The sequence below is a fragment of the Devosia sp. GW821-FHT12F11 genome (assembly GCF_058806655.1).
Genome location: NZ_JBXAPX010000004.1, coordinates 383,164 through 406,495, shown reverse-complemented (window position 1 = coordinate 406,495; position 23,332 = coordinate 383,164). Strand labels below are relative to the sequence as shown.

Genomic DNA, 23,332 nt, shown 5'->3' with positions numbered 1-23,332 from the left:
TCATCGGCTGCTAGGGGGATGTAGTGGCGAACGGTAAGCAGGAGCGACTTGCAGTCCTGATCGATGCCGACAATGCATCAGCGAAGATCGTCGACGGGTTGTTTGAGGAAATTGCGAAGTTGGGCGAGGCCAGCGTCCGACGGATCTACGGGGATTTCGCTAGTCCGCACTCGAAGCCGTGGGCCGATGTGCTGACGCGCTACGCGATCCTGCCCCAGCAGCAGTTCGCCTACGTGAAGGGCAAGAACGCCTCGGATATCGCGTTGGTGATCGACGCCATGGATCTGCTTCACAGCGGTCGATTCTCAGGTTTCTGCCTGGTCTCGTCTGACAGCGACTTCACTCGGCTTGCGTCGCGCATCCGCGAGGAGGGAGTCGACGTCTATGGGTTCGGCGAACAGAAGACGCCCGAGAGTTTCAGGCAAGCCTGTCGACGCTTCATTTACACCGAGAACCTGCTTCCGGATGCCCCTAACGAGGCGGGTGTATCCTCCGCCGTGCGGGCGCTGGAGCCGATCTCCAAAGCAGAGCAGTTGCTTCGGCGGGCGATCGGCGAACTGGAGAACGAGGCCGGTTGGGTGAACTTGGGCCCACTCGGCAATCAACTCGCCAATCTGGCGCCCGACTTCGATCCACGAACCTACGGCTACAAGAAGCTGAGCGACCTGGTCGGGAAGATCGGCTCATTGGAACTCGCCAAGGGTGAAGGCGGTCACTTGCGGGTACGGCTGAAGCCGAAGGGAAAGGCTCCCACCAACTCAGACGCCAAGCCAAAGGCAAAATAGGGCGCCCGAAAAGGCAGGGGCTATCTCGGGTACTTTGGCCCCCTCCACCAGCTTCGCTGGTCCCCCTCCCCCGCCATGCGGGGGATGATAACGAGGTTACTCCCGCACCACCACAAAGGCCGCGGCACTCGCCATGATCACCCCCGCCGTGCGGTTGAGGATGCGGAGCGCCTTGCTGGACCTGAAGAAGTCGCGGGCGGCCGCCGCGAGGCCGGCATAGGCGCAGCCGATGGCGAGCAGCACCACCACCACGATGCCGGTGAGTTCGGCGAAGCCGAGCGCGGTGATCGGCTTATCGAGCGGGATGACGGTCGGGAGCAGCGCCAGGTAGAAGACGATGGTCTTGGGGTTGCCCATGGTGAGGGCAAAACCGGAGAGGAAGGTCTTCCAGGCGCTGGCGTCCTTTTTGGCGCCGATCTGCTCGGAGCCGGGCTTGGCGCTCCAGAACTGCCAGGCGACATAGAGCAGGTAGAGTGCGCCGGCCCACTTCACCACGAAGAACACCGGGCCGAACCAGGTGGCGATGGCGGCGAGGCCGAACAGCGCGAACACCAGGTAGACGAGATCGCCGGCCAAAATGCCGAGCACCATCGGAAAGGCCGAGCGGAAGCCGCCGCCCAGCGCGCGCGCCACCACCGCCGCAACGCCAGGCCCCGGCACGATCACCGCGATGGCATAGGCGATGGTGAAGGCGGCGAGGGTGACGATGTCCATGGCGGGCTCCCAAACAGTGGAGGGGTTCTAGCGCCGGCACGAACGGGCGACAAGCTGAGCCGATGTACGGGGCGCGGCAGCGCCTCGATGGCAGCTGAAAACCCCGCAAGGTGCAGTGCAGCCGGTGATTTCATGGGTTCAGTCGCGGCGGCGCGGCCAGTGACAGTAGCTCCAGAGCAGGATCAGCGTCGCCGCTGGCGCAACCGCCGCCACGAGCGGCTGCAGCGGATCGGCAAACCAGGCGGCGGCCAGCGTCCAGGGCAGGCCGATAACGACGAGGAAGACACCGGCCAGCGGCGCCCGGGCGAAATCGAACCAGCCTGTCGCGCTGATGCCGGTAAAGGCGAGCGCGGCCAGATAGAGCAGCCCGAAGGCGCGCACCACCATCCGGCAGAGCCAGCGCGCAGCCTCTTGCCGGTAGAGTCGGCCCATTTGGCCAACGGAGGGCGGGGCGGCGTCAACGGCCACGACCTCGGGAGCCGCGGGCGGTTCGCGCCGGCGGCGGCGCAGTGCGGGGTCGGTGCTGTGTGCTCGGCTATCCCTCATCACATCGATGAGGGTAAGAAAGGCTGGTTATGGATTTGCTTAACTGGGGCCAGACGGGCAGGGGTCATGCCTGACATGGTTTCCCATGTCACAACATGGCGCTTGATTGCCTACCTACTAATAGATAGATAGAGCGAATGGAACAACAGACAGCAGAACGGATACTGGCCGCAGCGCGCGAACTCGTCATCGCCGGCGGCTACAATGGCTTCAGCTATGCCGATATCGCCGCGGTGGTCGGCATCCGCAAGCCGAGCATCCACCACCACTTCCCGGCCAAGGTCGACCTGGTGCGGGTGCTGGTCGCCGGCTATCGGGACGATCTCGCCGCTGGTCTTGCCCATTTCGAGAGCCTGTCGCCCGACGCTTCGGTGCAGTTGCAGAATTATATCGCCACCTGGGAAGCCTGCATCGCCGATGGCAGCATGCCGTTCTGCCTCGGAGCGCAGCTCGCCGCCGAGCTGCCGGCGCTGCCGCCGGACGTCGCGGTGGAGGTCAAGGCACATTTCCGCCTGCTTGCCGCCTGGCTGGCCGAAGTCCTCACGCGCGGTGTGCGGCAGGGCCAGTTCAAGCTCCAGCACAGTGCTGAAGTCGAAGCGGAGACCATCATGGCGACCGTGCATGGCGCCATGCTGTCGGCCCGCGCCTACGGCACGCCGGCGACGTTCGGGGTGATCGTCGGTCCACTGCTCGAACGCCTCAACGCCTGAAAACGACTGCCTGCCGAACACGGGCAAAACACATCTCAACAACCTACCTACTAGAAGGTCCATCGATGAACGCTTCGCTCCCCACTGCACCGGCCGGCTGGCTGAAAACTTATGCCTTCATGCGTTTCGGTGTTTCCGCCGCCTGGGTGGTTGTGGCGTTGCTGCTGGCGCCGCTCAACCCTGCCATAGCGGCGGTGCTGCTGGTGCTCTACCCGGCCTGGGACGCGCTGGCCAACTTCGTCGACGCGCAGCGCAACGGCGGGCTCAAGCGCAACATGTCGCATCTGCTCAATGTCATCGTCAGCGTGATCACGACGATCGCCGTTGTCGTGGCGCTCGGGCAGGGGATGGCAGCAGTGATCGTCGTGTTCGGTGTCTGGGCCATCCTCTCAGGCCTGCTGCAACTGGCGACGGCGGTGCGGCGCTGGGCATCGGGTGGGCAGTGGGCGATGGTGCTGAGCGGAGCGCAGTCGGCGCTGGCCGGCGGCTTCTTCGTCTTCTCCGCCGGCACGATGCCGAATCCCGGCATCGCGCTGATCGCTGGGTATGCGGCGTTCGGCGCCATCTACTTCCTGGTCACCGCGATCTGGCTCACCCTGCGCGGGATCCGCGAGGCCAAGGCCGCCGGCTGAGCCGTCTGCCGGGCGCAAAAAGACGCCGGCTGTCGGCGTCAGAACCTGTAGTTGACCGATGTTCTGAGGGCGTGCGCGGACAGATCAAGCTCATTCTCGAATAGGGTGTCGATCGGTGCGCCATACGTGACGCGCCGGGTTTCCGAAATGCTGCCCAAATCCGTGTAAAGATACTCGGCGCCAAGCGACCAGTTCTCATCCAGGGCGTACTCGATACCAGCACCGACCACCCATCCGGCGCGTACATAGCTCTCCGAGAAGCCCTCGGTTATGACGCCTGCAAAATTCGACAGATATTCGTGGCTGAACTCGATACTCGACAGGGCTAGACCGCCGCTCGCATAGATCAGCAGGTTATCAGACGCCCGAAGCCCAACGCGTGGCCGCAGCGTGAGCAGCCAGTCAGCGTTGAAAGAATTGCGAACGACAAAGTTCACGCCGAGGACGGAGCCGGATGCTTCGGCGGAGCCGTTGAGATTGAGCGCGCCAAGGTCCGCCTGGACCCCCAACATGATATTGTCCAACTGGACGTTGTAGCCGGCCTGAATTCCATATCCAGCCATTGTATCGGTGAATGGGAAATCGTTGAGGGCGTTGACCTCCGCGAGAAGCTCGGGACCGTGCCCCGCCGGGCCATCATTGTAGATCGTTCCGTCGATATTGGCTTGGCCCGCCGCAACGCTGCCGAAGACACCGAGATAGAAGCCGGACCAGTCATGCGCCGACGCGGCGACATCGTCCGCGGCCAGCGCGGCACTCGTAACCAGCGCTGCCGCGGCGGTTGACAGCGAAAGCTTCGAAAACTTCAAGACCGCAAAGCACAAACCGACCGCACGCACCGATATCTCCCGCATCTTCTCGCCCTTAGGATTCAAGGCGCTAGACTTGGCAGGAGATTCTTGGGGAATTATTTGAAGTCTGCCCCAACCGGCGAGCGTCCTGCCTAGGGCAGGCGGCTGAGCCGTTCGGTCAGGAGCTCGTAGAAGCCCTCTGCATCGCCAGACCGCAGATAGGTGACGTTCTTGGCCCGGCCGGTGACGCCCCAGTAGTCGGCGACGGTCATGCCGATAGTGAGTTCGCTCGACGTCTCGATCACCACGTTGATGTGGCGGCCCCGGAACAGGTCGGGCCTGAGCATGTAGGCGATGACGCAGGGGTCGTGCAGCGGCGCGCCGGTCGAGCCGTATTTGTAGAGGTCGAAGCGCTCGGAAAAGCTCAGCATCTGGTAGACGGCTTCGCCAGCCTTGTTGCCAAGCGCACGGATCTTTGCCAGCCGGTCGGGGGTCGAGAGGATCATGTGGGTGACGTCGAGCGGCAGCATGGCGATCGGCACGCCGGAGCGCAGCACGACATCGGCGGCATCGGGATCGACATAGATGTTGAACTCGGCCGCCGGGGTGATGTTGCCTCCCTCGAAATAGCCGCCGCCCATCATGACGATCTCCTGGATGCGGCCGATGATCCGCGGCTCCTTGACCATCGCCATGGCGACATTGGTCAGCGGCCCGAGGGTCGCGAGTGTCACAGTGCCGGCCTCATGCGCCATCAGCGTGTCGATGATGAAATCGACGCCATGCTGGTCTTCGATCTGCAGCTTGGGCAGCGGCAGGTCTGGGCCATCGAGGCCGGTTTCGCCATGCACGTGCTCGGCGGTAACGAGGGTGCGGCGCATCGGCCGCTCGCAGCCGGCATAGACCGCGATATCCTTGCGGCCGGCGAGTTCGACTACCTTCAGGGCGTTGCGGGCGTTCTGGGCGAGGCTGACATTGCCCGCCACCGCGACGATGCCGAGGATGTCGAAATCGGCCGGCGAGGCGAGCGCCATGAGGATGGCGACGGCGTCGTCCTGGCCCGGGTCGGTGTCGATAATGATCTTGCGTGCCATAGGTTTAGCGCGAGCCCCTGAGAAACTGATTCCGGCGGCATGTTAGAGCGAGATCAGGAAAAGTTGCAGACTTTTGCGGTTCGATCTCGCGCCGGAACGCGTACTTGGAGCAGGATGGCGATTCAACGAAACGCCATCCTGCTCAAGTCGCCGGCACACCGCTCGTCGACCGGCGGAACGTCAGGGTTGGCAGTGCGTTTAGGCTGGCCGAGAGAGGGACATTTACTTGCGCAAACCAGCGGCGTCGCGCCCCCGCCAGGGGCTTATCAAGGACATCCAGCGGACCAATTTCGAGCGGGTGCTGGGCAACGCGGCGCAGTTCGCCATCGTCACCATCGGCATTGTGGTTGCCTTTGTCGCCGTGCGCGAGGCCCAGGTGGTCCTGGCGCCGCTGTTCCTCGCCATCACCGTAGGGCTGATGTTTGGCCCGGTGGCCGACATGCTGGAGCAGCGCGGCGTGCCGGAGGCGCTGTCGGCCGGGCTGGTGGTTCTGCTGTTCCTCGTCATCATCATCGTCGGTGGGGCGCTGTTCTACGGGCCGCTGAGCGAATGGGCGGAGCGCATCCCCATGGTGTGGGAGCGCATCCAGTCCGAGCTCGCCAACTGGCAGGAGCCGATCGCTGCGATCGGGGCGCTGCAGGAACAGATCAAGGGCGTGCTGGGCGGCGGCGCAACGATGGAGGTGCGGGTCGAGGACGGCAGTACCGTAACCGGCATCGCCATGCTGGCGCCGGCGATCCTGGCGCAGGTCGGCGTCTTCCTCGTCTCGCTCTACTTCTTCCTCGCGACGCGCGACAATATCCGCGTCGCGACGCTGTCCCTCTGCGTCAGCCGCCGGATGCGCTGGCGCACGGCGCATGTGTTCCGCGACGTCGAGCAGAAGGTCTCGAAATACCTGCTCACCATCTCCAGCGTGAACCTCGGAGTCGGAGCGGTGGTGACACTGATGACCTGGGCGGTGGGGCTGCCTTCGCCGCTGCTCTGGGGCGCCATGGCGGCCGTGCTCAACTACATTCCGTTCATCGGGCAGGCCTTCATGGCGCTGGTGCTGTTCCTTGTCGGGCTCGGAACGAGCGGTGAGCTGTTCGGCGGGCTGCTGCCGATGGCGCTGTACTTCGGCATCAACTTCATCGAGGGCAATTTCGTCACCCCGAACCTCTTGGGCCGGACGATGACGATCAACCCATTCATGATCTTTCTGTCGCTGACCTTCTGGATCTGGGCCTGGGGCCCGGTCGGCGGCCTGATCGCCGTGCCGTCACTGCTGGTGCTCTACTCGATCGTCACCCACATCCTGCCCACCCGCACGGTGGCGCCGCGCAAGGTGCGGCGGCTGGTGACGCAGAAGGCGAGCCGCGACGCCGATGCGGCGGAGCCGAAGGTGGCGCCGCCGGAGCCGGCGAAGGTTACGACGCGGCGGACACGTGCGGCGAAGCCGGCGTCGGCGGCTTAGACCGCGAGGCCGGTACGGGCTGACCGCTCACCCTCCCCATAAAGCCAGCCTTGACGCTGTCACACGCAAGCTTCACGCTTTGGCTCTTCCGATTTCTGATTGAGGTGAGCGATGGCCGGCGAAGTGGTGGCGCATGCAGCAGAGGTGGCTTCGCACGGCGGGGTCGACCTGGTGCAGGTGGTGGCGCTGCTTGGAGCCGGGGTCATCGCGGTGCCGCTGTTCCGCCGGCTGGGGCTCGGCTCGGTCCTCGGCTATCTCGCGGCGGGCCTCGCCATCGGGCCATTCGGCTTCGGGCTGGTCGGCGATCCGCAGGCGGTGCTGCACGCGGCCGAACTGGGCGTGGTGCTGTTCCTGTTCATCGTCGGGCTGGAAATGGAGCCGGCCAAGCTCTGGGGCCTGCGCAAGGAGATCTTCGGGCTCGGCATATTGCAGGTCGGTCTCTGCGGGCTGCTGCTGACGCTGGCGGGCATCTTTCTGCTCGGGCTCGCGCCGCCGGTGGCGTTCGTTGCCGGCATGGGGTTTGTCCTCACCTCGACAGCCATCGTCATGCAGATCCTCTCGGAGCGGGGCGAGCTGCAGACGCCGGCGGGGCAGAAGATCGTGTCGGTGCTGCTGCTCGAAGATCTCGCCATCGTGCCGTTGCTGGCGGTGGTGGCGTTCTTGTCGCCCGGCATCGATACCGACGCGAGCATGACGCAGCGCTGGATCAGCGTCGGCGTTGCGGTGGCTTCGATCGTCGCGGTGATCTTTGCCGGCCGCTGGGTACTGAACCCGGTGTTCAAGATCCTCGCCGAATCCAAGGCTCGCGAGGTGATGACGGCCGCGGCGCTGCTGGTGGTGCTGGGCGCGGCACTGATCATGGAAGCGGGCGGCCTGTCGATGGCGATGGGCGCCTTCATGGCCGGCGTGCTACTCTCGACCTCGACCTTCCGACACCAGCTCGAGGCCGATGTCGAACCGTTCCGCGGGCTGCTGCTCGGGCTGTTCTTCCTTGCCGTGGGTATGTCGCTCGACCTCACGGTGGTGGCGGCCAACTGGCAGTTCATCGCGCTCTCGGTGCTCACCTACATGGTGCTGAAGGGCGGCGCGATCTATGGGCTGGCGCGCGCGCTGGGCGGCGGCAACGCGCTGGCGCTGGAGCGCGCCGTGCTGATGGCGCAGGGCGGCGAATTTGCCTTCGTGCTGTTCACCACCGCCACCGCAGGCGGGCTGCTGACCGGCCAACTCAACGCCATCTTCACCGCGACAGTCATCATCTCTATGGTGCTGACGCCGTTCTCGACCATGCTGCTGAAGCTGGTGCCCAAGCCGGTGCAGTCGCTCGCGGGCGTCGAGAAACCCGAAGGCCTGACCGGCAACGTGCTGCTGATCGGCTTCGGCCGGTTCGGGCAGATCGCCAGCCAGCCGCTGATCGCCAAGGGGCAGCATTCGATCTCGATCATCGACAACGATGTCGAGATGATCGAGGTGGCGCAGACCTTCGGCTTCAAGATCTACTACGGCGATGGCACCAGGCTCGACATCCTGCACGCGGCAGGGGCGGGGACGGCCGACCTGATCCTGATCTGCGTCGACAAGAAGGAGTCGGCGACTCGCATCACCGAGTTGGTGAAATCGGAGTTCCCGCTGGCCAAGGTGATGGCACGCGCCTTCGATCGCGGCCACGCGCTCGAGCTGGTGAAGGCCGGGGCGGATTATCAGTTGCGCGAGGTGTTCGAGAGCGCGCTGGAGTTCGGTGCCGAGACGCTGCGGCAGCTCGATGTCGACATGGTCGAGGTGGGGGAAATCATCGAAGGCGTGCGCGAACGCGACCGCCAGCGCTTCGCGGCGCAGATGGTCGGCGGCCTGATGGCGGGCCGGGACCTGCTCAGGTCGAACGCTGAAGACCAGGCCCGCGAAAGCGGCACGGTCGCCGGCCCGTCAACGCCGATCATTGCGCCTGAGGAAGAGGCGAAGGCTTAGCCAGGGGGCAGCGGATGAGCGAGGCAACGGACGCCGAAGTCGTCCGCACAGGCGGCTGTCTATGCGGCGCGGTCAGGTATGAGGTCCGGGGCGAACCGTACGTGTCCGGCCTCTGCCACTGCATGACCTGCCGGAAGCTGACGGGCTCGACCTTCTCCGCCACCGCCAACTGGCATCGCGCGCAATTTCGGATGACCGGGGAACTGGCGACTCACCAGCGCCGTCAGTTCTGCCCAACCTGCGGTTCCCGGCTGTTCTTCCTGTCCGACGAGGGAGTCGAGATCTTCCTTGGCACCCTGGATCAAGGCCCTAACGACATCGCGCCGACGCTTGAGGTCTGGACGATCCGCCGCGAGCACTGGCTTCCGCCCGTCGCTGGGGCTGCGCAACATGAAGGCAATCCGCCCAAGGCGTCGTGACGCGGGCGTGCGAGCAATAATCGTCTACCGATTAGGCAGCGTGCCTTAGAAGCGTTCTCAACAGGCCTTCCCAGGCGTGCGATTCAGTGCAAAGGTGGTGTTCTAGAGGGGAATACATCGCCATGATGCTGGATTGCGACAATGCCGCAAAAGCCCCTCGTATTGGATGCCCCGGTCCCGGAACGGCGCGCGCTCACCACTGAAGCGCTGCAATCGGAGATCCTCGAAAAACTTACCTATTCGGTCGGCAAGGACCCGATCGTCGCGCGGCCGCACGACTGGCTGAAGGCGACGATCCTGACGGTTCGCGACCGGATCATCGACCAGTGGATGGAGTCGAGCCGCGAGACCTGGCGGACCTCCAACAAACGCGTCTACTACCTCAGCCTCGAGTTCCTCATCGGCCGCCTGATGCGCGATGCGATGAGCAATATCGGGGTGATGGAGCCGGTGCGCGCCGCGCTCAAGAACTTCAATGTCGATCTCGGCGACCTGATCAACCTCGAGCCGGATGCGGCGTTGGGCAATGGCGGCCTCGGCCGTCTCGCCGCCTGCTTCATGGAGTCGATGGCGACGGTTAATATCCCTGCCTACGGCTACGGCATCCGCTATGTGCACGGGCTGTTCCGGCAGGAAATGAGCGAAGGCTGGCAGGTCGAACTGCCCGAGGATTGGCTGGCGCACGGCAACCCCTGGGAGTTCGAGCGGCGTGAGTCGAGCTACGAGATCGGCTTTGGCGGGCATGTCGAGCCGGTGCAGGAGCCCGATGGCACCACCCGGCTCGAATGGCGGCCGGCCGAGCACCTGCTCGCCGTGGCGTTCGATACCCCGATCGTTGGCTGGCGCGGCAAGCGGGTGAATACGCTCCGGCTCTGGTCGGCGCAGCCGATCGATCCGATCCTGCTCGACAAGTTCAACGCCGGCGACCATATCGGCGCGCTCGAGGAAAGCTCCCGTGCCGCGGCGGTGACGCGGGTGCTCTATCCGGCCGACTCGACGCCGTCGGGGCAGGAGCTGCGGCTCAGGCAGGAGTTCTTCTTCTCCTCCGCCTCGCTGCAGGACATCGTCCGCCGCCACATGCAGGCCTATGGCGATCTCGGCTCGCTCTCGGACAAGGTGGCGATCCAGCTCAACGACACCCACCCGGCGATCTCGATTGCCGAGCTGATGCGGATCCTGATCGATATCCACGGCATGGCGTGGGCGCCGGCCTGGAAGCTGACCAAGGCGACGTTCGGCTATACCAACCATACGCTCTTGCCCGAAGCGCTGGAGACCTGGCCGGTCGGGCTGCTCGAGCGGATGCTGCCGCGCCAGATGCAGATCATCTACGCCATCAATGCCGAAGTGCTCGGCGAAGCGCGCAAGATGGGGGGCTTTACCGACAACCAGATCGCCAACCTGTCGCTGATCGACGAGCATGGCAGCCGCCGCGTCCGCATGGGGCAACTAGCCTTCGTCGGTTCGCACTCGATCAATGGCGTCTCGGCGCTGCACTCGGAGCTCCTGAAGAAGACGCTGTTCGCCGATCTCGATCGGCTCTACCCGGAGCGGATCAACAACAAGACCAACGGGGTGACGCCGCGGCGCTGGCTGCTGCAGTGCAACCCCGGGCTGACGCGGTTGATCAGCGACCGGATCGGGCCGGAATTCCAGGACGATTTCTCGCTGCTCGCGCAGCTCGACAAGCACGCCGACGATCCGAGCTTCCAGGATCAGTTCAAGGCGGTGAAGCGCGCCAACAAGGTGGCGCTGGCGCAGGTGATCAAGGACCGGCTGGGCATCGTGGTGTCGCCCGACGCCCTGTTCGACGTGCAGGTGAAGCGCATCCACGAATATAAGCGGCAACTGCTCAACGTCATCGAGGCGGTGGCGCAGTATTCGATGATGCGCTCACACCCTGAGAAGGACTGGGTGCCGCGGGTAAAGGTGTTCGCCGGCAAGGCGGCGCCGGGCTACTGGAACGCCAAGCTGATCATCAAGCTGATCAACGACGTCGCCAAGGTGATCAACAACGATCCGGCGGTGCGCGGCCTGCTCAAGGTGGTGTTCCTGCCCAACTACAATGTCAGCCTCGCCGAGCAGATCATCCCGGCAGCCGATCTCAGCGAGCAGATCTCGACGGCCGGCATGGAAGCGTCGGGCACCGGCAACATGAAGTTCATGGCCAATGGCGCGCTCACCATCGGCACGCTCGACGGCGCCAATGTCGAGATGCTCGAGCAGGTCGGGCCGGAGAACATGGTGATCTTCGGGCTCACCGCCGACAAGGTGGCCGAGAAGCGGAGCCGCAGCGAAGTGCCGCGCACCGCGATCGACGCCTCGCCGGCGTTGCGCGAGGCGCTGGAGGCGATTTCATCGGGAGTGTTCTCGCCCGATGATCCGAACCGCTACCGCGATCTGATCGGCGGTCTGTATGACCACGACTGGTTCATGGTGGCGCGCGATTTCGACGCCTACGCGGCGGCGCAGCGGGACATCGATGAGCTCTGGAACAAGCCTCGCAAATGGTATTCGATGGCTATCCGGAACACTGCTCATGTCAGCTGGTTTTCCTCGGATCGTACGATTTCGCAGTACGCCAAGGAAATCTGGGGTGTCCCGGTTGTCGGGGGGTAGTGGGGTTTGACCAAGTCCAAGTGGCAGGCGGCTGACAGCGACGTCCGTTCGATCGTTGCGGGCCGTCATTCCGATCCGTTCGGTATCCTCGGCCTGCATGAAGTCGATGGCGCCTGGGTCGCGCGCACCTTCATTCCGCACGCGGAGTCGGTATCGGCGCGCACCCTGGACAACCGCATCCTCGGGGAGCTCGAGCCGCGCGGCGACGGCTTCTTCGAGGGTATCGTCAAGCTCAACAAGCTGCAGCCGGTGAACTACCACGCCCGCAACGAGGGCGGGGAGTGGAACGTCCTCGACCCCTACAGCTTCGGGCCAGTGCTCGGGCCGATGGACGATTATTATATCGGCGAGGGCTCGCACCTCAGGCTGTTCGACAAGCTCGGCGCCCACGCGATGGAGTTCGAGGGCGTCAACGGCACGCATTTCGCGGTCTGGGCGCCCAACGCCAGGCGCGTCAGCGTGGTCGGACCGTTCAACCAGTGGGACGGCCGGCGGCATCCGATGCGGGTGCGGGTCAATACCGGGGTGTGGGAAGTGTTCGTGCCCAATGTCGGGGCGGGCGAGGTCTACAAGTTCGAGATCGTCGGGCCGGACGGCAAGCTCATGCCGCTGAAGGCCGATCCGTTCGCGCGGCAGTCGGAACTGAGGCCCAAGACCGCCTCGGTGATCGCCGACCCCAAGCCGTTCGAATGGACCGACGCCAAGTACATGAAGGAGCGCGCCAAGATCGACTGGCGGCGCAAGCCGGTGTCGATCTACGAGGTGCACCTGGGCTCCTGGCGGCGCCGCGCCGATGGCTCGTTCATGAGCTACGAGCAACTGGCCGAGCAGTTGATCCCCTATGCCGCCGATAGCGGCTTCACCCATATCGAGCTGTTGCCGATCACCGAGCATCCGTTCGATCCGAGCTGGGGCTACCAGCCGACCGGGCTCTACGCGCCGACGGCGCGGTTCGGCGATCCCAAGGGTTTTGCGCATTTCATCGACAAGGCGCATGCGGCGGGGCTCGGAGTGATCCTCGACTGGGTGCCGGCGCATTTCCCCACCGACGAGCACGGGCTGGCGCGTTTCGACGGCACGGCGCTCTACGAGCATCTCGATCCGCGCAAGGGCTACCACCCCGACTGGAACACCGCGATCTACAATTTCGGGCGCAAGGAAGTGGTGAGCTTTCTCGTCAACAACGCGCTCTATTGGCTGGAGGTGTTCCACCTCGACGGGTTGCGCGTCGATGCGGTGGCCTCGATGCTCTACCTCGATTACTCGCGCCAGGCGGGGCAGTGGATCCCCAACCAGTTCGGCGGCAACCACAATCTCGAGGCCGTGGAGTTCCTCAAGCGGGTGAATGCCGAGGCCTATCGGCTGCATCCGGGGGTGATGATGATCGCCGAGGAATCGACCTCGTGGAGCGGCGTCAGCGCGCCGGTCGACAAAGGCGGGCTGGGCTTCGGCTTCAAGTGGAACATGGGGTTCATGAACGACACCCTGCGCTACATGAGCCGCAATCCGGTGCACCGGAAATACCACCACAACGACATGACCTTCGCGGCGCTCTATGGTTACGCCGAGAACTTCATCCTGCCGCTGAGCCACGACGAAGTGGTGCATGGCAAGGGCTCGCTGCTCAGCAAAATGGGCGGCGACGACTGGGGGCAGTTCGCGGGCCTGCGCGCCTATTACGGCTTCATGTGGGGCTGGCCGGGCAAGAAGCTGTTGTTCATGGGCCAGGAATATGCGCAGCGCGAGGAATGGAACGAGGCCAAGGGGCTCGACTGGTGGTTGCTCGAAGCACCCGCTCACGACGGCATCCGCCGGCTGGTCACCGACCTCAACGCGCTCTACCGCGAGCTGCCGTCGCTCTATGCCCGCGACAACGAGCCGGAAGGCTTTGAGTGGCTGATCGGCAATGACCAGAACAACTCGGTGTTCGCCTGGACGCGCAAGGCGCCGGGCGAGCACCCGGTGGTGGTGATCTCGAACATGACGCCGACGCCGCGCGAGAGCTACCGGGTGCCGATGCCGCTGGCCGGGCGGTGGGTCGAACGGCTCAATACCGATGCCGGCTGGTACGGCGGAACCAACAAGGGGAACCAGGGCCGGGTGCTGGCCAAGGCAAGCGAGGTGGAAGGGCTGGGGCCGTATGCCGACCTCTACCTGCCGCCGATGTCGACGCTCTATCTGAAGTATGAACCCGCATGACCATGTCGCGCTTTCGAATCGGAAAAGACCTGCAGCTTTTCCTGAAAGCGCTTCGGGCGCGGTGACTGGATACGATCCCGCATAAGCGGGACGTAAGAGTGCTTTGTGTGTGTCGCGTGATCGGAACAGCTGATCACGCCCCGAGGGGAGGGAAGCATGGCAGACTACCGGACACCATCGCCGCTGGCGCGTGAGGCGATGGCATATGTGCTGGCGGGGGGACGAGGAACCCGCCTGTTCGAGTTGACCGACCGGCGCGCCAAGCCGGCGGTATATTTCGGCGGCAAGTCCCGCATCATCGATTTCGCGCTCAGTAACGCGCTGAATTCCGGCATCCGACGTATCTCGGTGGCGACGCAGTATCAGGCGCATTCGCTGATCCGGCATCTGCAGCGCGGCTGGAACTTCCTCAGGACCGAGCGAAACGAGAGCTTCGACGTGCTGCCGGCGTCGCAGCGGGTGTCCGAGACGCAGTGGTACGAGGGCACCGCCGATGCCGTGTACCAGAACATGGACATCATCGAGGATTACGGCCCACGCTACATCGTGCTGCTGGCCGGCGACCACATCTACAAGATGGACTACGAAATCATGCTCCGGCAGCATGTGGACACCGGGGCCGATGTGACCATCGGCTGCCTCGAGGTGCCGCGCATGGAGGCCACCGGCTTCGGCGTGATGGCGGTGGACGGGCGCGACCGGATCGTCGATTTCGTCGAGAAACCGAAAGACCCGCCGGGGATCCCCGACAAACCGGATTACGCGCTGGCCTCGATGGGCATCTATGTGTTCGAGACGCGCTTCCTGATGGAGCAGTTGCGCCGTGACGCCGCGACCGAGGGCTCGTCGCGCGACTTCGGCAAGGACATCATCCCCTATATCGTCAAGAACGGCTCGGCCTGGGCGCATCGCTTCCCGCGCTCCTGCGTCCGCTCGGCCAACGAGGATGTGGCCTACTGGCGCGATGTCGGTACGGTCGATGCCTACTGGAAGGCCAATATCGACCTGTGCGACGTGACCCCGCAGCTCGATCTCTATGATCGCGACTGGCCGATCTGGACCTTTGCCGAGATCACCCCGCCGGCCAAGTTCGTGCACGATTTCGATGGCCGTCGCGGCTCGGCGGTGAACTCGCTGGTCTCGGGCGATTGCATCATCTCGGGTGGAGCGCTGGATCGCACGCTGCTCTCGACCGGCAGCCGGGTGCACTCCTATTCGGAACTGCACGAGGCGGTGGTGCTGCCTTACTGCACCATCGGACGCGGCGCGCGGCTGAAGAAGGTGGTGGTGGATCGCGGCGTGCATGTGCCCGAGGGCCTGGTGGTCGGCGAGGATCCGGCGTTCGACGCGCAATGGTTCCGGCGCACTGCCGACGGGGTGACGCTGATCACCCAGCCGATGATCGACAAGTACCTGGCGAGCAAGTAACTGGCGGAGCAGATGATCGAAGTCCTCTCCGTCGCCTCGGAGGCCTACCCGTTGATCAAGACGGGAGGCCTGGCGGATGTCGTTGGCGCGCTGCCGGCGGCATTGGCGCCGCATGGCGTATCGATGCGCGTGCTGCTGCCGGGCTATCCCAAGGTGATGACCGGGCTGGCGGATGGACGCCAGGTGCTGTGGCTCGACGATTTCTTCGGCGGCACGGCACGGCTGGTGGCTGGGCGGGCGAACGGTCTCGATGTGATCGCCATCGATGCCCCGCATCTCTACGACCGGCCGGGCAACCCCTATGTCGGCCCCGACGGCAAGGACTGGCCGGACAACTGGCAGCGCTTCGCGGCGCTGAGCTTTGTCGCCTACGAGTTGTCGCGTGGCGCCATCGAGGGCTACAAGCCGGACATTCTCCACTGCCACGACTGGCAGTCGGGGCTGGCGCCGGCCTATGTGGCATTCAACGCGCCGACCCAGGTGAAGACGGTGATGACCGTCCACAACATCGCCTTCCAGGGGGTGTTCGGCTGGGAGGTGTTCAACGGGCTGAGGCTCGACTTCCAGGCCGCCAATAGCGGGGCGATCGAGTATTTCGGCAATATCGGCTACCTCAAGGCCGGGTTGCAGGTGGCCGATGCCGTGACCACGGTGAGCCCCACCTACGCGCACGAGATACGGACAGCAGCCTACGGCATGGGCCTCGAGGGGCTGCTGCAGAACCGGGCCGATACGGTCAGCGGCATCCTCAACGGCATCGACGCCAATGAGTGGAACCCCGGCACCGACGAGGCGCTGGCGCAGGTCTACAACCCGAGCAACATCTTCGAACGGGCCGCCAACAAGCGGGCGCTGGAGGAGCGGTTCGGGCTCGAGGTGGGCGAAGGGCCGATCTTCTCGGTGGTCAGCCGCCTGACCTGGCAGAAGGGCCTCGACATGCTGCCGGGCGAGATCGACCGCCTCGTCGCGCATGGCGGGCGGCTGATCGTCCTCGGCTCGGGTGATGCGGAGATCGAGAACGGCCTTGCCGGTGCGGCGCTCCGGCACCCCGGCAAGGTCGGGGTAGTGATCGGCTATGACGAAAAGCTCAGCCACCTGATTCAGGGCGGCGCCGACGCCATCCTCATTCCGTCACGGTTCGAGCCCTGCGGGCTGACCCAGCTCTATGGCCTGCGCTATGGCTGTATCCCGGTGGTGAGCCGGGTGGGCGGGCTCGCCGACACGGTGATCGATGCCAACGAGGCAGCGGTTGAGGCCGGGGTCGCGACCGGGGTAGTATTCTCACCGGCCACCGAGGAGGCGCTTGGCGAAGCCATCCGCCGGACCATCGCGCTCTACGCGCGGCCGAAGGTGTGGCACAAGATGCAGCGCCGGGGGATGAAGTCGGACGTCTCCTGGGAACTCAGCGCCGAAAAATACGCCGACCTTTACGCGTCACTCCTGGGGCACAAACTCGATGACGATTCTGACGATTGAGACGAAGCCGTTCGCGGACCAGAAACCCGGCACTTCCGGGCTCCGCAAGCGGGTAACCGTCTTCAGCCAGCCCAACTATGTCGAGAACTTCGTGCAGTCGATCTTCGACAGCCTCGAAGGGATCAAGGGCAAGACGCTGGTGCTGGGCGGCGACGGCCGCTTCTACAACGACGTCGCGATCCAGAAGATCATCAGGATCGCCTCGGCCAACGGGTTCGGGGCGGTGCTGGTGGGGCAGGGCGGGATTTTGTCGACGCCGGCCGCCAGCCATGTCATCCGTCACCATAGGGCATTTGGCGGGCTGATCCTGTCGGCCAGCCACAATCCGGGCGGTCCGGACGGCGATTTCGGCATCAAGTACAACGTGTCGAACGGTGGGCCGGCACCCGAGAAGATCACCGACGCGGTGTTCGCGCGCTCCAAGGAGATCGATCGTTACCTGATCGTCGATGCGCCGGATGTCGACCTCTCGCGTATCGGCACGCAGCATTCCGCCGGCATGGTGGTCGAGGTGATCGATCCGGTGGCCGACTATGCGGCGCTGATGGAGACGCTGTTCGATTTCGACAAGATCCGCGCCATGTTCGCGGCGGGCTTCACCATGCGGTTCGACGCCATGCACGCGGTCACCGGGCCCTATGCGCACAAGATCCTCGAGGGCATCCTCGGCGCGCCCGCCGGCACCGTGGTGAACGGCACGCCGTCGCCGGATTTCGGTGGCGGGCACCCCGACCCGAACCTGGTCTACGCGAGGGAACTCTACGACCTGATGATGAGCGACAAGGCGCCGGACTTCGGCGCGGCCTCGGATGGCGATGGCGACCGCAACCTGATCATCGGCCGCAACCGCTTCGTCACGCCGTCGGATTCGCTCGCCATCCTCGCCGCCAATGCGCCGCATGCGCCGGGCTATGCCGCCGGGATCGCCGGCATCGCCCGTTCGATGCCGACCAGCGCAGCGGCCGATCGCGTCGCCGAGAAGCTCGGCATCGAGATGCACGAAACGCCGACCGGCTGGAAGTTCTTCGGCAACCTGCTCGATGCCGGCCGGGTCACCATCTGTGGCGAGGAATCGGCCGGTACGGGCTCGAACCACGTGCGTGAGAAGGATGGACTGTGGGCCGTGCTGCTCTGGCTCAACGTGCTGGCGGCGCGGCAGCAGAGCGTCGACATGATCGTGCAGGATCACTGGGCCACCTATGGCCGCAACTATTACACCCGGCACGACTACGAAGAGGTGGAGGCGGCGCCGGCCAATGCGCTGATGGACGACCTCAGGGCCAAGCTCCCAGGTCTGGTCGGACAGTCGCTCGAGGGACGTCCGGTGACCTATGCCGACGACTTCACCTACCATGACCCGGTGGATGGTTCGACCAGCGGCAAGCAGGGCGTGCGGATCGGCTTTGCCGACGGCAGCCGGATCGTCGTCCGGCTCAGTGGAACCGGGACGGTCGGCGCCACGTTGCGCTTGTACCTTGAACGGTATGAGCCCCCGCATGGACAGCACGATCTCGACACCCAGTCCGCCCTTTCGCCCCTCATCTCCATCGCCGACAGCGTTGCTGGCATCAAGGCTCGCACCGGCCGTGACACGCCCAGCGTTATCACTTGAAGGCCCGGTAGCAGTGAAACCAGTATTGGTGCCGGGCGCTGGCAGCCCGGAGAGACTTGGCGCGACCATCACCGCCGAGGGCGTGAACTTCGCCGTCTATTCAGAGACGGCGACGGTGATCTGGGTGTCGATCTACGACGAACTCGACCAGGAAACGGCGCGCATCGCACTCGACGGGCACGAGGACCACATCTGGTTCGGGCTGATCGGCAATATCGGGGCAGGGGCCAAATACGGGCTGCGCGCCGATGGTCGCTACGATCCAGACCAAGGCTATTTCTTCGATCCCAACAAGCTGCTGGTCGATCCCTACGCCCGACGCCTCGACCGCCCCTTTGTGCGGTCGCCGCGGCTCCGCCTCAATCGCGACGAGGCGGTGGATACGGCGCCGCTGATCCCCAAGGCGATCGTGCTGGCCGCCGACAACAAGAATGCGGCGCCGCGTCGCAAAGCGCCAGGGCTGTTCTACGAGCTCAACGTGCGCGGCTACACCATGCGCCACCCCTCGGTGCAGGGACCGTTGCGCGGCACGATTGCCGGTCTCACCACCAAGCGGGTGGTGGACCACCTGCGCTATCTCGGGGTCGACACGGTCGAGCTGATGCCGATCGCGGCCTTCATCGACGATGGCCACCTGCCGGCGATGGGGCTCACCAATGCCTGGGGCTATAACCCGGTCAGCTATTTCGCGGTCGATCCGCGGCTGGCGCCGCGCGGCCCGCAGGAGCTGCGCAACATGACCGATGTGTACCGCAAGGCGGGCATCTCGGTGATCCTCGACGTGGTCTACAACCACACCGGCGAGGGCGACGCCAACGGGCCGATGCTGAGCCTGATGGGGCTCGACGCCATGACCTATTACCGGTTCGTCGACGCCGGTGGGAAGAAGGTGCTGGTGAACGATGCCGGCACCGGCAACACGCTGCGCGCCGACCATCCGGCGACACAGCGGCTGGTGATCGAGAGCCTCCGCTACTGGGTGGAGGAGATGGGCGTTTCCGGTTTCCGCTTCGACCTCGCGCCGATCCTCGGGCGCGAGCCGGGGTTCAACCCGAACGCCCGGATGCTGCAACTGATCAAGGCCGATCCGGTGCTCAGCAAGTCGATCCTCGTGGCCGAACCGTGGGACCCGGGTCCGGGCGGCTACCAGCTCGGGCAGTTCGGCAAGGAATTCCGTGAGTGGAACGACAGCTATCGCGACGATGTCCGCTCGTTCTGGCGCGGCGACCAGGGCAAGATCGGGGCGCTCGCCGGCAAGGTTGCCGGTTCGGCCGAGATCTTCGATTTCGCCGGCCGCAAGCCCAGCGCCGGCGTCAACATGCTGGCGGTGCATGACGGCTTCACGCTGGCCGATCTCGTCTCCTATCTCGACAAGCACAATGAGGCGAATGGCGAAGGCAACCGCGACGGGCACAACAACAACCATTCATGGAACTGCGGGCACGAAGGCCCCACCGACGACGAGAAGATCAACGCCGCGCGCCGCCGCGACGTGCGCGCGCTGCTGGCGACGCTGTTCCTGAGCCGCGGCCTGCCGCTGATCCAGCAGGGCGACGAGTTCGGCCGCACCCAAAGGGGCAACAACAATGCCTATGCGCAGGACAACGAGATCACCTGGGTCGACTGGGAGAGCGCCGACGGCACGCTGGTGGATTTCGTTTCGGCGCTGAGCGAATTCCGCCGCATGCATCCGGCGCTGACCCACGATCATTTCCTCACCGGACAAACCAAGCATGGCGTGCGCGATGTCGCGTGGCTCCATCCGGATGGGCGCGAGATGAACGAGGGCGACTGGAACGATGCCGGCGCATCGGTGCTGGGGATGCGGCTGCAGACCGCCGAGGAGGACCTGATCGTGTGGTTCAACCGCCGGATCGACCCGGTGCTGGCGCGCCTGCCCGAGGGCTACTGGACAGTTGGCCTCGTCTCCGACGATCAGGCCGTGCTGCCGCTCGCCGACCACGCGGCAACGCTGCCGCCGCGCTCGGTCGTGGTGCTGCTCAAGGGCCAGATTCCGCCGAGCAAACCGGAAGTGCCGCCGCCGCCGCAGGAGATTCCGGTCCAGCCGGAAACGCCGCAACCGGCCCCGCAGCCCGACAACGTGCCGGGTGTGCCGCCGCAGGAGTTGCCGGACGACGAGCCGCCCGAGGAAACGCCGAAAGAGTAGCGGTGGCGGTTTGGCCGCGGGCCGCTGATGTGACATTGATGGGTCGTTCCAGCATGTTGCACGAGGTTCCGCATGTCACCGTTGCTCGGGCTCATCCTGCTGGCGCTGCTGGTGGGCGCCAGTTCCATCATCTCGATGTCGGAGATCGCGTTTGCCGCGGCGCGCGAGGTACGGATCCGGGCGCTGGCCGAGGGCGGTGACGGCCGGGCCATCCGCTTCACAGCGTTGCGCGCTGATGCAGGCAACATCATCACGGCGTTCCAGATCGCCATCAACTCGATCTCGATTCTTGCCGGCGTGATCGGCGACGGGCTGGTCGGGCCGATGTTCGCCGATGCCCTGGCGGGCGCCGGGGCGGGGAGCTTTGCCGGACCTGTCGGCTCGATCCTCGCCTTCTGCCTCACCACCACGCTGTTTATCCTGTTCGCCGACCTGATCCCCAAGCGCATTGGCATGCTGATCCCCGAGCGGGTGGCGCTGGCGCTGGTGTGGTTCCCTGAGGGAGCAGTCGCTGTACTGCGACCGCTGGTCTGGCTGTTCAGCGGCATCTCCAACTGGCTGATCGCCCGGCTGCACCTGGCTCCCTCGGGCCCTGCCGACGAGGTGACCACCGAGGATTTCCGTATGATCCTCGCCGGCGGCGAGAAATCCGGCGCCTTGATGAAGAAGGAGCGCCGGTTGATCGAGAATGTGCTCGGGCTGGAACTGCGCAGCGTCACCTCGGTGATGACGGTGCGCGACGAGATCGTCTATCTCGACCTCAGCGATCCGCTGGAGGTGCAGCAGGAGAAGGTTCGCCGCCGGCCGTTCTCGCATTATCCGATCTGTGACGGCGGCATCGACGAGGTGATCGGCTGCGTGCGGGCCGAGGACGTGCTGGCGACAGTGATGGACCGCGACGCGCCGGTGGATTTCGCCAAGGCGCGGCGCGATGTGCTGTCGGTGCCGGACACGCTCAACGTCTGGGAGGTGCTGGCCGAATTCCAGGCCAAGGGCACCGGGTTCGCCGTGGTGGTCAGCGAATATGCGCACGTCGTCGGCGTCGTCACCTTCAAGGATCTGATGAGCGCGCTGATGCAGGGGCTGGCCAATCCGTTCGAGGAAGAGGCGATCATGCGCCGCGACGACGGCAGTTGGCTGGTCGACGGTGTCGCCCCAGTGGTGGACGTGGTGCGTGCCCTCAACATGAAGAGCTTTCCGCATGACGGCGCCTACGAGACCATCGGCGGCTTCATCGTCCACAACCTCCGCCGCGCCGCCCGCAAGGGCGACAAGGTGGAAGCCGGCGGTTACCTGTTCGAGGTGGTCGATGCCGACAAGCTGCGCCTCAACCAGCTGCTGGTGACCAGGATCAGCTCGAAGTCGGCCCCTCGGGCGTCCTAGAGGGTTGGCTCAGGCGACGAAACCCAGACGTTCGTAGAGTCGCCGTGCTCCTGCGTTGGCCGTCACCACCTTCAGTTGCACGAGGCTCGCCCCGCGCTCCCGTAGCGCCGTCATTGCCGTCGCCAGCAGCGCCGCGCCCAGCCCGCGCCCCTGCCACTCCGGCGCCACCACCAGGTCCTTGACGAAGCTCGAGGTCCAGCAGAGGCAGAAGCCGACGATGGCATCGCCGGCCTTGGCGACAAAGCACAGCGCCGGATCGAACTCGCTGTCGGCGCGCAACGCTTCCCACCAGTTCAGCCAGTCCGGCGCGACGCTGCCGAAGCCGTTCGCATAGGCGCGCTGCAGCAGGGCGTGGATGGCCTTGACGTCGGCGACGTCGAAGGCGGCAAGGCCTGCGCCATCGGGCCAGGCCGGAGCAGGGATCGTTGCGGTGAGGTCGCGCCGCAGCGCGACGAAATCCGGGGTCGCCAAGCTCGCCAAAATGACACTCCGTCCGTCGTAATTACCAGTTGGTTCGGGCACTTGCTTGTCTTGGCAACGGCCGCACGTCAAGCTCAGTCCCCCACCGCCAAAGCGAGCGCCACCCTATGTTGATCGCCCAACTCAGTGACATCCACCTCGACGGCGTCTCCTCGCTGCAGCGCCTCGACCGGGTGTTGCAGTGGGTCACCGAGCTACGGCCGGATGCCGTGGCAGTCAGCGGCGACCTCGCCAACAACTTGCACGCCGACAACTACGCCGTGCTGAAGACGCGTCTCGAGGCGCTCGGCGCGCCGATGCTGGTGGTGCCGGGCAATGTCGACAGCCGCGAGGCAATGCGCGAAGTGTTCGGCGGGCCGGGCGAGGGGCACCTAAGCCGGGTGGTCGAGGTCGGCGAGGTGCGGCTGATCGGGCTCGATGTGATCGTTCCCGGCGCTGTGCATGGCGACGCTGCGCCGGTGCTCGGCTGGCTCACGGCAGAACTCAATTCGGGCGGTGCGCCGGCGTTGATCTTTCTCCACCAACATCCATTCGATTGCGGCATGGACCAGTACGAGACCATCGACTGTCGCAACAAGGAGGGGCTGGCCGCAGTGATCGAGGCGGCCGGCGACAGGGTGCTCGGCATCAGCTGCGGGCACCTGCACCGGCCGATGTTCACCCGCTTTGCCGGGGTGCCGGCGACCCTCGCGCCGGCAGTTGCGCCGATGGGCGGGCTCGCCGCAGACGGCCGCAAGATGCCGGCGACGGATCCGCCGGGCCTGTTGGTGCATCACATCAAGGGCAACAACCTCGTCACCCACGTGATCTCGGTCGGTGGGTAGAGCGCTGCACCGTTGAACTGCAGTCCATCGGCGATTGA

At 65.1% G+C, this 23,332-nt stretch carries 19 protein-coding genes; 14 read left to right on the top strand and 5 right to left on the bottom strand.

Annotated features, from left to right (window positions below; genetic code table 11):
* The first annotated feature begins 23 nt into the window (after positions 1-23).
* Positions 24-785, top strand: a complete 762-nt coding sequence (locus tag AC1ROK_RS14790) for an NYN domain-containing protein (protein WP_492848139.1) — start codon at positions 24-26, stop codon at positions 783-785.
* 96 nt (positions 786-881) lie between these two features.
* Here the strand turns inward: AC1ROK_RS14790 and AC1ROK_RS14785 are convergent, their stop codons facing one another.
* Positions 882-1,499 carry a LysE family translocator gene (locus tag AC1ROK_RS14785; RefSeq protein ID WP_492848137.1) on the bottom strand — a complete coding sequence of 206 codons (618 nt, stop codon included), beginning with the start codon at positions 1,497-1,499 and terminating at the stop codon, positions 882-884.
* Positions 1,500-1,637: 138 nt separating this feature from the next.
* The gene (locus tag AC1ROK_RS14780; protein ID WP_492848135.1) at positions 1,638-1,931 is read right to left on the bottom strand and encodes a hypothetical protein; all 294 of its coding nucleotides are present in this window, start codon (positions 1,929-1,931) and stop codon (positions 1,638-1,640) included.
* Positions 1,932-2,182: 251 nt separating this feature from the next.
* Between AC1ROK_RS14780 and AC1ROK_RS14775 the strand changes: the two genes are divergently transcribed.
* Both AC1ROK_RS14775 and AC1ROK_RS14770 read left to right on the top strand, forming a co-directional pair.
* Entirely contained in the window at positions 2,183-2,755 is a 573-nt protein-coding gene (locus AC1ROK_RS14775) for a TetR/AcrR family transcriptional regulator (RefSeq protein ID WP_492848133.1), read from the top strand.
* Between the two features lie 65 nt (positions 2,756-2,820).
* Positions 2,821-3,387, top strand: a complete 567-nt coding sequence (locus AC1ROK_RS14770; RefSeq protein WP_492848131.1) for a DUF308 domain-containing protein — start codon at positions 2,821-2,823, stop codon at positions 3,385-3,387.
* A gap of 38 nt (positions 3,388-3,425) precedes the next feature.
* On the opposite strand, the gene AC1ROK_RS14765 is transcribed toward AC1ROK_RS14770, so the two are convergent.
* The gene (locus tag AC1ROK_RS14765) at positions 3,426-4,226 is read right to left on the bottom strand and encodes an outer membrane protein (RefSeq protein ID WP_492848129.1); all 801 of its coding nucleotides are present in this window, start codon (positions 4,224-4,226) and stop codon (positions 3,426-3,428) included.
* Positions 4,227-4,330: 104 nt separating this feature from the next.
* Positions 4,331-5,272 carry a nucleoside hydrolase gene (locus tag AC1ROK_RS14760; protein ID WP_492848127.1) on the bottom strand — a complete coding sequence of 314 codons (942 nt, stop codon included), beginning with the start codon at positions 5,270-5,272 and terminating at the stop codon, positions 4,331-4,333.
* A 226-nt stretch (positions 5,273-5,498) separates the two neighbouring features.
* Between AC1ROK_RS14760 and AC1ROK_RS14755 the strand changes: the two genes are divergently transcribed.
* From AC1ROK_RS14755 to AC1ROK_RS14710, 10 genes are all read left to right on the top strand, one after another.
* Positions 5,499-6,725 carry an AI-2E family transporter gene (locus AC1ROK_RS14755; protein WP_492848125.1) on the top strand — a complete coding sequence of 409 codons (1,227 nt, stop codon included), beginning with the start codon at positions 5,499-5,501 and terminating at the stop codon, positions 6,723-6,725.
* Positions 6,726-6,836: 111 nt separating this feature from the next.
* Complete coding sequence (locus tag AC1ROK_RS14750) at positions 6,837-8,687, top strand: monovalent cation:proton antiporter-2 (CPA2) family protein (protein ID WP_492848123.1); 1,851 nt, start codon at positions 6,837-6,839, stop codon at positions 8,685-8,687.
* Positions 8,688-8,701: 14 nt separating this feature from the next.
* Positions 8,702-9,106: a GFA family protein gene (locus AC1ROK_RS14745; protein WP_492848121.1), complete on the top strand. Its 405-nt coding sequence runs from the start codon at positions 8,702-8,704 to the stop codon at positions 9,104-9,106.
* Positions 9,107-9,247: 141 nt separating this feature from the next.
* Positions 9,248-11,725 (top strand): glycogen/starch/alpha-glucan phosphorylase, encoded by a 2,478-nt coding sequence (locus AC1ROK_RS14740; protein WP_492848119.1) that lies wholly within the window; start codon positions 9,248-9,250, stop codon positions 11,723-11,725.
* A gap of 6 nt (positions 11,726-11,731) precedes the next feature.
* Complete coding sequence (gene glgB, locus AC1ROK_RS14735) at positions 11,732-13,924, top strand: 1,4-alpha-glucan branching protein GlgB (RefSeq protein ID WP_492848116.1); 2,193 nt, start codon at positions 11,732-11,734, stop codon at positions 13,922-13,924.
* A 156-nt stretch (positions 13,925-14,080) separates the two neighbouring features.
* Positions 14,081-15,352 (top strand): glucose-1-phosphate adenylyltransferase, encoded by a 1,272-nt coding sequence (gene glgC / locus AC1ROK_RS14730; protein WP_492848114.1) that lies wholly within the window; start codon positions 14,081-14,083, stop codon positions 15,350-15,352.
* Between the two features lie 15 nt (positions 15,353-15,367).
* Positions 15,368-16,828 carry a glycogen synthase GlgA gene (gene glgA, locus AC1ROK_RS14725; protein ID WP_492848377.1) on the top strand — a complete coding sequence of 487 codons (1,461 nt, stop codon included), beginning with the start codon at positions 15,368-15,370 and terminating at the stop codon, positions 16,826-16,828.
* The gene (locus tag AC1ROK_RS14720; RefSeq protein ID WP_492848112.1) at positions 16,809-18,440 is read left to right on the top strand and encodes an alpha-D-glucose phosphate-specific phosphoglucomutase; all 1,632 of its coding nucleotides are present in this window, start codon (positions 16,809-16,811) and stop codon (positions 18,438-18,440) included. Before glgA ends, AC1ROK_RS14720 begins: the two co-directional genes overlap by 20 nt.
* A gap of 13 nt (positions 18,441-18,453) precedes the next feature.
* Entirely contained in the window at positions 18,454-20,607 is a 2,154-nt protein-coding gene (gene glgX, locus AC1ROK_RS14715) for a glycogen debranching protein GlgX (protein WP_492848110.1), read from the top strand.
* 72 nt (positions 20,608-20,679) lie between these two features.
* On the top strand, positions 20,680-21,990 hold the full coding sequence (locus tag AC1ROK_RS14710) for a hemolysin family protein (RefSeq protein ID WP_492848108.1): 1,311 nt from the start codon (positions 20,680-20,682) through the stop codon (positions 21,988-21,990).
* Positions 21,991-21,999: 9 nt separating this feature from the next.
* On the opposite strand, the gene AC1ROK_RS14705 is transcribed toward AC1ROK_RS14710, so the two are convergent.
* Positions 22,000-22,470: a GNAT family N-acetyltransferase gene (locus AC1ROK_RS14705; RefSeq protein ID WP_492848106.1), complete on the bottom strand. Its 471-nt coding sequence runs from the start codon at positions 22,468-22,470 to the stop codon at positions 22,000-22,002.
* A gap of 107 nt (positions 22,471-22,577) precedes the next feature.
* Between AC1ROK_RS14705 and AC1ROK_RS14700 the strand changes: the two genes are divergently transcribed.
* On the top strand, positions 22,578-23,294 hold the full coding sequence (locus AC1ROK_RS14700; protein ID WP_492848104.1) for a metallophosphoesterase: 717 nt from the start codon (positions 22,578-22,580) through the stop codon (positions 23,292-23,294).
* The last annotated feature ends 38 nt before the right edge of the window (positions 23,295-23,332 follow it).